This is a genomic window from Rhizobium sp. 862_C5_N1_2, assembly GCF_051811205.1.
In the GTDB taxonomy this organism is placed as follows: Bacteria; Pseudomonadota; Alphaproteobacteria; order Rhizobiales; family Rhizobiaceae; genus Rhizobium; species Rhizobium leguminosarum.
Map to the genome: position 1 here is coordinate 3853756 of NZ_JBPWPT010000001.1, position 12749 is coordinate 3866504.

General features: G+C 61.6%; 13 protein-coding genes. 5 read left to right on the forward strand and 8 right to left on the reverse strand.

What is annotated here, in order from left to right:
• Window positions 1-55: 55 nt before the first annotated feature.
• The 4 genes from ACD590_RS19160 to ACD590_RS19175 all read right to left on the reverse strand — a co-directional run bounded on the left by ACD590_RS19160 (window position 56) and on the right by ACD590_RS19175 (window position 2489).
• Window positions 56-262: a hypothetical protein gene (locus ACD590_RS19160; RefSeq protein ID WP_018243606.1), complete on the reverse strand. Its 207-nt coding sequence runs from the start codon at window positions 260-262 to the stop codon at window positions 56-58.
• Window positions 259-954 (reverse strand): GNAT family N-acetyltransferase, encoded by a 696-nt coding sequence (locus ACD590_RS19165; RefSeq protein WP_283185621.1) that lies wholly within the window; start codon window positions 952-954, stop codon window positions 259-261. Before ACD590_RS19165 ends, ACD590_RS19160 begins: the two co-directional genes overlap by 4 nt.
• Window positions 955-1018: 64 nt before the next feature.
• Entirely contained in the window at window positions 1019-1738 is a 720-nt protein-coding gene (locus ACD590_RS19170) for a tellurite resistance TerB family protein (RefSeq protein ID WP_112905199.1), read from the reverse strand.
• A gap of 112 nt (window positions 1739-1850) precedes the next feature.
• The gene (locus ACD590_RS19175; protein ID WP_018243609.1) at window positions 1851-2489 is read right to left on the reverse strand and encodes a 2-dehydro-3-deoxy-phosphogluconate aldolase; all 639 of its coding nucleotides are present in this window, start codon (window positions 2487-2489) and stop codon (window positions 1851-1853) included.
• A 154-nt stretch (window positions 2490-2643) separates the two neighbouring features.
• Between ACD590_RS19175 and ACD590_RS19180 the strand changes: the two genes are divergently transcribed.
• The 4 genes from ACD590_RS19180 (at window position 2644) to trhO (ending at window position 5634) form a co-directional block, all read left to right on the forward strand.
• Entirely contained in the window at window positions 2644-3132 is a 489-nt protein-coding gene (locus tag ACD590_RS19180) for a CYTH domain-containing protein (RefSeq protein ID WP_018243610.1), read from the forward strand.
• Window positions 3110-4018 (forward strand): CHAD domain-containing protein, encoded by a 909-nt coding sequence (locus ACD590_RS19185; RefSeq protein ID WP_130653067.1) that lies wholly within the window; start codon window positions 3110-3112, stop codon window positions 4016-4018. The genes ACD590_RS19180 and ACD590_RS19185 overlap by 23 nt, the downstream gene beginning before the upstream one ends.
• Window positions 4019-4156: 138 nt before the next feature.
• Window positions 4157-4633: a VOC family protein gene (locus tag ACD590_RS19190; RefSeq protein ID WP_018446027.1), complete on the forward strand. Its 477-nt coding sequence runs from the start codon at window positions 4157-4159 to the stop codon at window positions 4631-4633.
• A gap of 71 nt (window positions 4634-4704) precedes the next feature.
• The gene (gene trhO, locus ACD590_RS19195) at window positions 4705-5634 is read left to right on the forward strand and encodes an oxygen-dependent tRNA uridine(34) hydroxylase TrhO (protein ID WP_439003173.1); all 930 of its coding nucleotides are present in this window, start codon (window positions 4705-4707) and stop codon (window positions 5632-5634) included.
• 50 nt (window positions 5635-5684) lie between these two features.
• Here trhO and ACD590_RS19200 read toward each other — a convergent pair whose 3' ends face one another.
• Window positions 5685-7898: a putative bifunctional diguanylate cyclase/phosphodiesterase gene (locus tag ACD590_RS19200; protein ID WP_439003174.1), complete on the reverse strand. Its 2214-nt coding sequence runs from the start codon at window positions 7896-7898 to the stop codon at window positions 5685-5687.
• Window positions 7899-8011: 113 nt separating this feature from the next.
• Complete coding sequence (locus ACD590_RS19205; protein ID WP_439003175.1) at window positions 8012-9385, reverse strand: GH1 family beta-glucosidase; 1374 nt, start codon at window positions 9383-9385, stop codon at window positions 8012-8014.
• A gap of 252 nt (window positions 9386-9637) precedes the next feature.
• On the opposite strand from ACD590_RS19205, the gene ACD590_RS19210 reads away from it, so the two are divergent.
• On the forward strand, window positions 9638-10042 hold the full coding sequence (locus ACD590_RS19210; RefSeq protein ID WP_439003176.1) for a DoxX family protein: 405 nt from the start codon (window positions 9638-9640) through the stop codon (window positions 10040-10042).
• A 76-nt stretch (window positions 10043-10118) separates the two neighbouring features.
• On the opposite strand, the gene ACD590_RS19215 is transcribed toward ACD590_RS19210, so the two are convergent.
• On the reverse strand, window positions 10119-11306 hold the full coding sequence (locus ACD590_RS19215; protein WP_439003177.1) for a Gfo/Idh/MocA family protein: 1188 nt from the start codon (window positions 11304-11306) through the stop codon (window positions 10119-10121).
• Window positions 11307-11529: 223 nt separating this feature from the next.
• Window positions 11530-12582, reverse strand: a complete 1053-nt coding sequence (locus ACD590_RS19220) for a sugar phosphate isomerase/epimerase family protein (protein ID WP_439003178.1) — start codon at window positions 12580-12582, stop codon at window positions 11530-11532.
• Window positions 12583-12749: the final 167 nt, after the last annotated feature.

Sequence of the window (12749 nt, forward strand, 5' to 3'; positions counted from 1 at the left end):
AATTCCAGCAAAAGTGCGCAGCGGTTTTGCGTCCGGAATTGCGCAATGCTGTAGACTATTTCCCCCGGCTGCGCTGGTAGCGCGCCCGCAGCCAGAAAACTGCGAAAAACGCCATGATCAGGCAGATGCCGACGACGATCGCCAGCGTCGGCGAGAAATTGCCGATCCACAGCACGATGGTCGGCAGGAAATAGATGACGAGGGCGGCGCTAAGCAGGATGATGCCAGCGGCGGTCGCCTGCGAGCGGCTTTCCGGGCTCATACCAGCCTTTCCTTTTCAAGATCGGCGCGGATGTCCTGCAGGCGGCGGATCTGGTTGCCCTCGGCATCGAAATTACCGGGCGAAAGCCAGGTTTCGAAGGCATCGTTGATCAGCGGCCATTCACTGTCGATCATCGAGAACCACGCGGTGTCGCGGTTGCGATGCTTGGAGATCATGTGCTGGCGGAAGACGCCTTCGAAGCTGAAGCCGTAACGGGCGGCCGTCGTCTTGCTCGCCTCGTTCTTATTGTCGCATTTCCATTCGTAGCGGCGGTAGCCGAGATCCTCGAAGACATGCTTGGCCATCAGATAATGCGCCTCGGTCGAAAGCGGCGACCGCTTCATCTCAGGCCCATGCGCCACCCCGCCGATCTCGACGACGCCGTTTGCCGGGTCGGCGCGCATGTAATTCGCCATGCCCACAATCTTGCCGGTGGCATGGTCGCGGAAGATATGGGTGATCCAGCCGGACTTGGTGTTGACGGTTTCCAGCCAGCTGGCGAAATCGTCGATACCGGAGAAGTCGTCCTGCGCGAAATAGAGAAGCAGCGGATTGATGCCCATGCCGCCAAGCCCATCCCACAGCGCCTCAAGATGTTCGGCGCGCCGATAAGGCTCGACGGTGACGAAACGGCCCTTCAGCGTGACCGGCTTCGGCGCCGGGCAGCCCTTGAAATTTGCAAGATCGCGCATGTCCACTCCCCTTTTCGGAAGAGTGGATAGGCCAGCCGCCCGACAAAGGCAACCGGCCTAGATGTCACTGTGACAAGGTCACCTTGGCGGAGGACACCGTTGCCTCGATATGGTCGACCAGCTGGTCAGCAAGTCCGAGGCGGCCGGCAAGCAGATCGAGATAACCGCGCTCGGCGCGCGAATCCGGGTCGATGGTGAGCCGCGAGGCGGTGTAAAGCTCGACACGCTGTTCTTCCGTCGTCGCGGCAGCAACGAGCGCATCGATATCCGTCGGCGAAGCGAGTTCCTGCTCGATGAAGGCCGCAGCCTCGCCGCTGACGTCGGCGGCCTTGACCTTGTCCATGATGAGGGCGCGTTCGGCATCGTCGATATGGCCGTCGGCCTTGGCGGCGGCGATCATCGCCCGGATCAGCACCAGCACGAATTCGTTGCTGCCGGCAGGCGACGCCGGCCCGAAACCGGACTCGGCAGGCGGCGGCAGGAGAACCGGGTTGTTTGCCGACGGCGCATCCGAGGGGGCTGCCGGCGCCTGCCCCGCCTGGTAATTCTTGTAGGCCTGGTAACCGAGGCCGGCAATGGCGGCAAGACCGCCGATCGCCAGTGCATTGCCCGCAATACCGCGGCCGGTCTTGGTGCCGAGAAGTACGGCGGCAATGGCGCCAGTCGCCAGCGGATTGTTCTTTGCCGTCTGCACGGCGTCGCCGGCCCTGTCGCGGACGGAACCGCCAAGACCCGGCATCTGTGAACCCAAGAACTGGTCGAGAAGCTTCTTTGCGTCGAACATTCCTCGTCGTCTCCCTGTTTGAAACTGGAGGAGAACATAGGTTTGCGACGGCTGAAATACAAATAGGGGGAGCGGGATTGAGCCGTGAGGTTCGCCCGCCCCCTGCCAAAACTCAGGCCTTCAGCGCTGCCGCCTCTGCTGCGAGCTTGGTAATGCCAGCCCAGTCGCCAGCTGCAACCAGTTCCTTCGGCGCCACCCAGGAGCCGCCGACGCAGATGACGTTCGGCAGCGAGAGATAATCATGGGCGTTCTTCAGCGAAATGCCGCCGGTCGGGCAGAACAACGTGCCTGCAAGCGGCGAGGACAGCGCCTTGAGATAAGCGGCGCCACCGGCCTGCTCCGCCGGGAAGAACTTCAATACCTGGTAGCCTTCTTCCCGCAGCGCCATGACTTCGCTGGCGGTCGCGGCCCCCGGAAGCAGCGGCACGTCGGAATCGGCGGCGGCATCGAGCAGCTCTTGCGTCGTGCCGGGGCTGACGATGAACTTCGAACCGGCGGCGACGGCGGCTTCCCAATGGGCGACATTCAGGATCGTCCCGGCGCCGACTTCGGCGCCCTCGACCTCGGCAGCGACGGCGCGCACGGCTTCGAGTGCCGCCGGCGTGCGCATCGTGATCTCGATCGCCTTCAGCCCGCCCGCGACGAGCGCGCGGGCGAGCGGCACCGCTGACTTCGCATCGTCGACGATCAATACCGGAACGACAGGCTGGAGTTTCAGGATGGAAAGGAGCTTCTCTGTTTTCTCGCCCATGGTCGTGCGACTTCCTTGAAACGATTGAATTTGCATCCCGAATAACGCCCCCGCGGAACCTTGTCGAGATAAAACCGGACCGCATCACAAGAAGGGTATGAAATGCCTGGAAAGTGGGCTACCGTGCCGCAATCGTCACAAAAGGTTCACCGGCATGGCGAAAGAAATCGAGCGGAAGTTTCTTGTACGCAGCGATGGATGGCGTTCCGCCGTCGAGACGAAGTCTGTCCTCAGGCAGGGTTACATCGCCTCGATGGACGACCGTTCCGTGCGGGTGCGCATCCTCGACGGCAGGAAGGCGAGATTGACGATCAAGATCGGCCGCAGCACCATCACTCGTGACGAATTCGAATACGATATCCCAATCGCCGATGCCGAAGAGTTGCTGCTGAACGCAATCGGCGTCGTCATCGAGAAGACGCGCTACCGCGTTCCGCATGAGGGTTTCGTCTGGGAAGTCGACGTCTTTACCGGCGAGCATCGCGGACTGGTGATCGCCGAGGTGGAGATGACGGCGGAAACCGACGATCCGGCCCTGCCCGCTTGGCTCGGCCGCGAAGTAACCGGGGACTTCCGCTATTCCAACCAGGCCCTTGCCACAGAATACGGGCACGACAGGCATGGCCTATCGCATTCGGCCTGACGCCGATTTCACCGAAGCGTTCCGTAGCGTCGCCACCAAGCAGCTGGAACACGCCATCACTGTCCTCAGGAAGCGCCCGGACGGCGCGCATGAGGCGATCCATTCCTTCCGCAAGAACCTGAAGCGACTACGCTCGCTCTACCGCCTCGTGGCCCGCGAAATTCCGGATTTCCAAGCCCAAGAAAATGCGAGGCTGCGCGATGCCGCAAACTCGCTTTCGGCGATCCGCGACGCTACCGCCCTCATCGGCACCGCCCAATATCTGCAGCATGCAGCCCGCGGGAACGAGGAGAGCGAGGCGCTCGGCCGCATCGTCACCATCCTCGAAGGCCGCCGTGATTGGATGGCGGAAGCCGAAAGCGGCCTGGAACAGCGGCTCGCGGAAACCTCCGACGTTCTGAAGGAGGCGATCGCCGCCTTAGACGCCGTCTCCTTTGATGGCGGCCACCGCAAAAATGCACGCATGCTGGCGAAGAGCTGGCGCCGCATCGCGCTGAAGGCCAAGACCGCGCTTACAGCCTGTCACGGCGAGGCATCGGCCGACGATTTCCACGATCTGCGCAAACGCACCTACGACTATCGGCTCTACCATGCCCTTTTGCGCGACATCTGGCCGGGCGCGATGAAGGCCAAGCGCGATGCGGCCAGCGAACTCGTCGAGGATCTCGGCCACATCCATGATCTCACCGTACTCTCCGAACTGGTCGAGGCAGAACCGCAGCTCTTCACTCGCAATGACGACCTGACGCATCTGCTCGACATCATCATCTTCCGCCAGCAGGAAGACCGGCGGCAAGCGCTGATCAAAGCCGAAGCCGTCTTCGCCGATGATGCCGACGAGGAAGCCCAGCGCATCGAGCTTCTCTGGCTGATGGCCGGGAGTTGAGAGACAGCGAAACTGGAAGTGCCTGCGCGTTGCTCTGCATTTCCTGCAATATCACAAAGAACCCTGTTGACCTCAACCAATCTTGAGGTCCTAGCTTGCGGTGGTCAAACAAGCAGAGACCTGATCCGCGAGGAAAAAATGACCGCCGAAAATGCCGCGATGCCGAAGGTACTCGGGCTCTACGAAACACATCTGACCGTTGCCGATCTCAAGACCTCCACGGAATTCTACCGCGATGTCGTCGGGCTCGAACTCGCAGCGTCGTTCGAGGAGCGCAAAGTCACTTTCCTCTGGGTGGACGACAGGAAGACCGGTATGCTCGGCCTTTGGGAAACCGGAACCGGGCCGCTGAAGATGCGGCTGCACATCGCCTTCCGCATGACCGCCGATGGCGTGCTGCAGGCGCCTGACATTCTCAGGGCAAAGGGCGTGGAACCTCTCGGCTTTACCGGTGAACCGGTAACGGAGCCGGTAGTTCTCGGCTGGATGCCGGCGCTGTCGATCTATTTCAAGGATCCGGACGGGCACTCAATCGAGTTCATCAGCGTTCTCGACGCCGACCCCGACCGGAGCTTCGGCGTGCGGCCGTTTTCCGAATGGCAGGCGCAGGGATAATCGATTACCTGTCAAGGCCGCCACCGGCGAAGGCAATTGCGCCGCCCGCTGATTTTCTGTATTTCCGGCCCATGACCGACAGCCTGACACACACCAGCCCGTTCCTCGTGGCCGCACTTTACCATTTCGTTTCCGTGCCGCGCTTTGCCAGCCTGCAGGCACCGCTGCAGACGCTTTGCGAGGAGAATGGCGTCAAGGGAACGCTGCTTCTGGCGCATGAAGGCATTAACGGCACGATCGCGGGCCCGGATGCCGGCATTCAAGCCGCGCTCGCCTTCCTGCGCGCCCAGCCGGAATTTTCGGGCCTAGAGCACAAGGAAAGCCGCGCCTCGAAAATGCCCTTCCTGCGCATGAAGGTGAAGCTGAAGAAGGAAATCGTCACCATGGGCGTCGAGGACATCGACCCCAACAAAGTGGTCGGAACCTACGTGGCGGCCAAGGACTGGAATGCGCTGATCTCCGATCCCGATACGATCGTCATCGACACCCGCAACGATTACGAGACGGCAATCGGCACTTTTCGCGGCGCGCTCGACCCGAAGACCAAGACCTTCCGTGAATTTCCCGATTGGGTGCGCAACAATCCCGGCCTGCACAACAAGCCGAAGGTCGCCATGTACTGCACCGGCGGCATACGTTGCGAGAAGGCCACCGCTTTCATGAAGGCTGAGGGCTTCGACGAGGTCTATCATCTGAAGGGCGGCATCCTGAAATATCTGGAGGAAGTGCCGCAGGAGGAAAGCCTCTGGGATGGCGCCTGCTTCGTCTTCGACGAGCGCGTCTCCGTCGAGCACGGTCTGAAGGAAGGCGAACACAGGCTGTGCCACGCCTGCCGCAACCCGATCACCGCAGAAGAAATCACCTCACCGCTCTACGAGGAAGGCGTTTCCTGCAGCCACTGCTATCATAAGCGCACGGAGGAAGACCGGCTGCGTTACCGTCAGCGGCAGCACCAGATCGCCCTCGCAAAAAAGCGCGGCCAGCGACATTTCGGCAGCTAAGCCGGGATTCCGGTTGGAACAGCCTTGCTGTCTGAGGATCAGGCCACCGGTCAGACAGCGCCGATGCGGCGCCGAGCTTGCGGCTCCGCTGCACGCCGCTCGTTCAGCATCTCGGTGATAAGGTCTGATGTCACAGGCTTTCCGAACCAATAGCCCTGCAGGCAGTCGCAGCCGAACAGGCGCATGGCTATCGCCTGCTCCTCGGTCTCGATGCCTTCGGCCGTCACCGGAATGTCGAGCGAGCGGGCAAGCGCTACCGTCGCCTGCAGCATCTCGCGCTGGCGTTTGTCCTCGTTGACACCCATGACCAGCGAGCGGTCGATCTTGATGCGGTCGAAGCCGAACTGCCTGAGATAACCGATCGAGGAGAAGCCGGAGCCAAAATCGTCGAGCGCCACCTTAACCCCCAGCCCCTTCAACCGTTCGATCGACTGGCGGGTGCGCTGCGGATTCTGGATCATGTAGCCTTCGGTGATCTCGAGCGTGATACGACCGGCCTCGATCTCCGTCTGCTTCAGCACGTAGCGCACATAGTCGGTAAAGGCGGGATTGCGGAACTGGCCGGGCGAGACGTTGACCGAGACGTTGAGGTCCGGCCATTGCTTGGCTGTCTCACAGGCTTTGCGCAGCACGAACAGGCCAAGTGATTCGATGAGGCCGCTGGTCTCGGCGATCGGGATGAACAGCTCGGGCGACACAGGGCCATGGCCCGGACGGTTCCAGCGCACCAGCGCCTCGACGCCGGTCATGGCATGCGTCGCCGCATCGATCAGCGGCTGGTAGGCAAGCGTCAGGTCGCCGCTTTCGATGGCGATCCGGAGATCGAGCTCCAGCGCATTGCGCTGCTCTCGATCGGCGTCCATCGACGGGTCGTAGAGCGTCATGCGCGCGCGGCCGGCCTCCTTCGCCTTGTACATGGCAAGGTCGGAACGGCGCACCAGCTCCTCACGCCCGATCGCCCCGAAAGGCGACATGGCGATACCAATGCTTGCCCCAACGACGACGACACGGCGACCGATCTCCAATGGCTCGACGAGAAAATCGAGGATCTGCTCGGCAAGCTGCAGGGCGGCGGCATTCTCGCTGTCGGAGAGAAAGGCGATCGCAAATTCATCGCCGCCAATACGGGCAAGAACCGCACCTTGCGGAATGAGCACGTCGAGCCCGGCCGCGACCGCGCGGATCAACTGGTCACCGGTGCCGTGGCCATAGCTGTCATTGACTTCCTTGAAGCCATCGAGGTCGAGATAGAGGAGCAGCACATTGCGCTTGGTCTGGCGTGCCTCGACGACAAAACGATCGACGGCGAGCCCGAGACCGTCGCGATTGGAAAGGCCGCTCAGCCTGTCGCGCAGCGCCTCCTCGCGGGCGCTGCCTTCCTCCGCCTTCAGGCGGCGGCCGGCGAGCCAGCCGATAGCCAGCAGTACTGCGAAAAACAATCCGACGAGGCCGAGCGCCTGGATGACCATCGGCCGCACCTGTGCATAGGCGATATCGCCGGGTGAACGCGAGATCCAGACGAGCTTGCCGAGCGTTGCGCCCGTCGGATCGACGATCGGTACGCGATAGTCGGCCGCAAAGCTCGGCGGCGCCAGCCTCAGCCCGCCGATGACATAGGTCTGGCCGAGAGCGGCCACCCTGTCGTCATCGAGATGGCGGGCGAAAACGAGGTAGCGGTGCTGGCCGGCGGGCACATCAAGCGCACCGGACTTTTTCCGAACCAATGCCACGCCGACGGCGGCAATGCCCCGTTTGGTGGTGACGAAACCGATCGCCTGGGGACGATCGGCCGGACCGGCCGCCTTCACCATGTCGAGCAGGCTCCAGAGCGACGGCGCGAAGAAATCCGTGAGCGGCTCCTCCATCGGCTTGCCGTCCCGATAGGCCATGATCGCCTGCTTCTCACCATTGATGACGATCGCCATGTCGAACAGCGAGCTGTTGACCGACATCTCGCCGTAATTGCTTACCGTCCAGGCCATGCCGTCAGGCGCGTAGACGTTGACGGCGGCGTCGTCCCAGGCGGCGTAATCGTCGAGCGTCGCGCCGAGCTGATCCTCGAAGGTCTTCAGCGCGCCGACCGTCGTTTCGCGCGAGCGCTCGTCATCGAGGAGATTGGCATTTTCAGCCACGCGTTCGAGCGCCGTCAGCACCATGACGGTGACGACTGCGACGATGACCGCGAAGGAGAAAAGCACGCCGGTGACGGTGATGTGACGGCTTACTCCCGATCCTTTGCTCTGCGACTTTCCGGCTGTCTGCATTACGACTCCCTGACCGTCGGACTTTGCCAGCCAAGGGTTCAAAAACGTTTAAGCAACCGGCTGTTGCAGGTTTCTGACGAGCTATTTTTGTGCCCCGCCTGAGGACGCACCCCCTAACCCGGCTTATGATTGCCCTTCGGGAATTTGGCCGCGAGTTCGCGATACCATTTGCCGCTCTTTTTTACCGTACGCACCTGGGTCTCATAATCGACATGGACCAGACCGAAGCGCATGCGGTAGCCTTCCGCCCATTCGAAATTGTCCATCAGGCTCCAGGCGAAATAGCCGCGTAGGGGATAGCCGTCCTTGATGAGGCCGGCAACGATTTCGAGGTGATCGCTGACATAGTCGAGGCGCATCGTGTCGTCGACCTCGCCGTCGATGACATCGGTGTTGTCGCAGGCGCCGTTCTCGGTGATGTAGCATTCCGGCAGTTCGTAGCGGCGGTAGAGATCCTCGATCGAGAGCTTCAGGCCCGACGCATAGATTTCCCAGCCGATATCGGTCTTGACCTCGCTTGCCGGCGGCGCTTCCACCGTCCAGGGGAAATCGCCTTTGCGTTCGGCATCATCAGTGACCCGCTCGGGCTTGTAGTAGTTCAGGCCCCACCAGTCGAGTTTCTGGCTGATTAGCTTCAAGTCGCCATTTTCGATGACAGGCATGCGGTCGCCGAGCGCCTCGACGAATTCCTTCGGATACTCGCCCTTGAAGACGGGATCGAAGAAGGCGCCGTTGTGGAACTGATGCGCACGCTCGCCGGCGGCAAGATCGGCCGGGCTGTCGGAGCCGGGAATGACCGAAGCGGCGTTGAGCACAAGCCCGACGGGCACATTTGGGGCTTCCGAGCGGATCGCCTCGACGCCGAGACCGTGGGCAAGGTTCATGTAATGCATGGCGTGAAGGGCGGCCTGCATGTTGCGCTCGCCCGGAGCATGGATGCCGTAGAGATGGCTGAGCCAGACGATGCACCAGGGTTCGTTGAAGGTCGCGACCCGGTCGAGGCGATCGCCAAGGCGGTTCATCACCGTCTTGGCATAGCGCTGAAACGCATAGGCGGTCGAGCGCACCGTCCAACCGCCCTCGCCGGCGAGCAACAGAGGCAGATCCCAGTGGTAGAGCGTCGCGAAGGTCTTGATGCCCCGCGCCTTGCAGCCGTCGACCAGCCGATCGTAGAAATCGAGGCCGGCCTCGTTCACCGGACCCGTGCCTTCGGGGATAATGCGCGGCCAGGCAATCGAGAACCGATAAGCTTCGACACCCATTTCCTTGATGAGATCGAGGTCCTGTTCCAGCCTGTTATAGTGATCGCAGGCAACGTCGCCGTTATCGCGATTATGGACGCGGCCAGGCATATTGCAGAAAGCATCCCAGATGGATGGCTTGCGGCCATCGGCTTTGCTGGCGCCTTCGATCTGGAAGGCAGCGGTGGCAACGCCGAAAGTGAAGTCGCCGGGAAAGCGCTCCGCGAGTTTCTTCGGATCGATCATCTGTAAATCCTATCTCTCAGGTTGAGCCGTTTGCGCCGGATTTAGCCAAGCCTGAAGGCAAAGTACAGGCTGGCCGGAAGAAAAACTGCAACGTTGCAGGAGGAAAAACAGAACAGCTGCAACGGCGTTGCAGCCACCCCTCCCCCACCACGGAGCTGCCCTCATAACGGCAATGTCAGCAGTCGTGATTTGGCCGTTGAGACCGCGATCCTTACACGGGGGAAATGGCATCACAAATATGAAAGGAATCCAATGCTCTCTTCGGTCCATTCGCTGCAGCCTCATCTGCTGAGCCTGTTGCGCATTGTCTCGTCACTTGTACTTTTCAGCTACGGGACACAGAAGATCCTGCATTTTCCGGCTGTGGCAAGTGTGCCGCCCGCGGGCTCGCTCTCCTGGATTGCCGGGCTGCTCGAACTCACCCTCGGCTTCCTGGTCCTGGTGGGATTCCAGACCCGTATCGCAGCCTTCGTGCTCTCCGGCCTGATGGCCTTCGCCTATTTCATCGGGCATGCCTCGAAGGGCATCTACCCCGCCCAGAACGGCGGCGTTGCGGCGATCCTGTTCTGCTTCGTGTTTCTTTATCTGGTGGCGGCAGGCGCCGGACCCTTGAGCGTCGATAACCTACTGAAGCGTGGCCGCACTGCTGCCGCCTGACCGAAAATAAAATAAAACGCCGAGGCGACTTGAGATCGCCTCGGCGTTTTTCATTGGGCCACGCGGATCGGTAAATTCAGACCTTGATCCAGGCGCCGTTCTTCTTCGAAGACGCGACACAGGCTTCGACGAAGGCCACACCCTTCACGCCGTCATCGACTGTGGGATAGACCACCGCCTTGTCGACGGCCTTGCCCTTCTTGCGGGCGTTGATCGCATGCGCGGCTTCCGTATAGATCGTCGCAAAGGCTTCGAGATAACCTTCCGGATGCCCTGATGGCACGCGCGTGACACGGCCGGCAGCAGCGCCTGAACCGGCGCCACCCCGAGTGATCAGCCGCTTCGGCTCGCCGAAAGGCGTGTACCACAAGTAATTCGGGTCCTTCTGGGTCCATTCCAGCCCGCCCTTGGTGCCGTAGACACGCACCATCAGGCCGTTTTCATGGCCGGGCGCCACCTGGCTGCACCAGAGCATACCCTTGGCCGGCCTCTCCGAGCCCTTCGCCTTGAAGCGCAGCATGACATGCGCATTATCGTCCAGCCGGCGGCCCGGAACGAAACTGTCGAGATCGGCGGCGAGGCTGTCGAGCTCCAGGCCAGTGATGAAGGCGGCGAGATTATAGGCATGCGTGCCGATATCGCCGGTCGAGCCGCCGACGCCGGACTGCGCCGGATCGGTGCGCCAGGCAGCCTGTTTCTGGCCGGTTTGCTCGACCGCTTCCGTCAGCCAGTCCTGCGGGTATTCGGCCTGGACCACGCGGATGTCGCCGAGTTCGCCATTCGCAATCATCTCCCGCGCCTGGCGGACCATCGGATAGCCGGTGTAATTATGCGTCAGCACGAAGAGCGCGCCGCTCTCGTCGGCGATCTTCTTCAGCTTCTTCGCATCGGCAAGGTTGGATGTCAGCGGCTTGTCGCAGATGACATGAATGCCGCGCTTCAGGAATTCCTTGGCCGCATCGTAGTGAACATGGTTCGGCGTGACGATCGCCACCGCCTCGATGCCATTCTTCAGCTTCGCTTCGCGGATCGCCATCTCGCGATAGCTGGAATAGGTCCGCGACGGATCGAGGCCGAGGTCGCGGCCGGATGCGATCGCCTTTTCGGGCGAAGCCGACAGCGCGCCGGCGATGAGATCGTACTGATCGTCGATACGTGCCGCGATACGGTGCACCGCGCCGATAAACGCGCCCGCGCCGCCGCCCACCATGCCGAGCCGGATGCGCGGCTCACGTGTCTGTTCGGATGATGCTTCGATTGCCATTGATTCCTCCTGAATTTTTCTTCCCTTCTCCCCTCGGGGGTTCGAAGGACGGGTTGAGCCCCGTGGCTCAACCCCGGTCGGTGGCCCGGAGGGCCGGATGAGGGGGCCTGGCGACAGATATGCCTTTCGCTTGTCGCTCAAGGCATTCGTCGCTATCGCTCCTCATCCCCCTCATCTGCCCTTACGGGCATCTTCTCCCCACTCGGGAGAAGGGAATAGAAGCTTAGAGCCCCAGCATCCGCCGGTTCGCCGCCTGATCCGTGCCGCTGCCGGCGAAATCGTCGAAGGCTTTTTCGGTGACTCGGATGATATGGGCGGCAACGAATTCGGCGCCTTCGCGGGCACCGTCCTCCGGATGCTTTAGCGCGCATTCCCATTCGACCACGGCCCAGCCGTCGAAATTATTCGCCGTCATCTTCGAGAACACCGCGCCGAAATCGACCTGGCCGTCGCCGAGCGAACGGAACCGGCCGGCGCGTTCGACCCAGCCCTGATAGCCACCGTAGACGCCCTGACGTCCGGTCGGATTGAACTCAGCATCCTTGACGTGGAACATCTTGATGCGGTCTTTGTAGATGTCGATGTTGTCGAGATAATCGAGGCACTGCAGGACGTAGTGCGAGGGATCGTAGAGCATGTTGGCGCGCGGATGGTTCTTCACCCGCTCCAGGAACATCTCGAAGGTGATGCCGTCATGGAGGTCTTCGCCCGGGTGGATCTCGTAGCAGACATCAATACCGTTCTCGTCCGCATGGTTGAGGATCGGCGTCCAGCGGCGGGCGAGTTCGTCGAAGGCGGTCTCGACCAGACCGGCAGGACGCTGCGGCCAGGGATAGATGAAGGGCCAGGCAAGCGCGCCGGAGAAGGTCGCATGCGCCTTGAGCCCGAGGTTTTTGGACGCCGTCAGTGCCATCTTGACCTGCTCGACAGCCCATTCCTGACGCGCCTTCGGATTGCCCCGCACCTCCGGTGCAGCAAACCCGTCGAAGGCTTCGTCATAGGCCGGGTGAACGGCGACGAGCTGTCCTTGCAGATGAGTGGAGAGTTCGGTGATCTCGATGCCGTTTTCGCGCGCCTTGCCGGCGAATTCGTCGCAATAATCCTTGGACGTGGCAGCCTTCTTCAGATCGATCAATTGGCTGGCCCAGGTCGGCACCTGGACGCCCTTGTAACCGATGTCGGCCGCCCAATTGGTGATCGCGTCCCACGAGTTGAAAGGAGCAGTATCGCCCGCGAACTGGCCAAGGAAAAGGCCGGGGCCTTTGATCGTCTTCATGTCAGATTCCTCCCTGAATATCGACCGTAAACGTTTCTGAAAGTGTTGTAGCACGCAATTTGGCGGGAGCAAGGCGCCTCCTCGCCCTTGGCTCGTGATTTGGCGCGAAGCCAGATGCGATATGGCGGCGAGCTAATCATGATGGGCTTTGGCGGGCAAGAGGTACG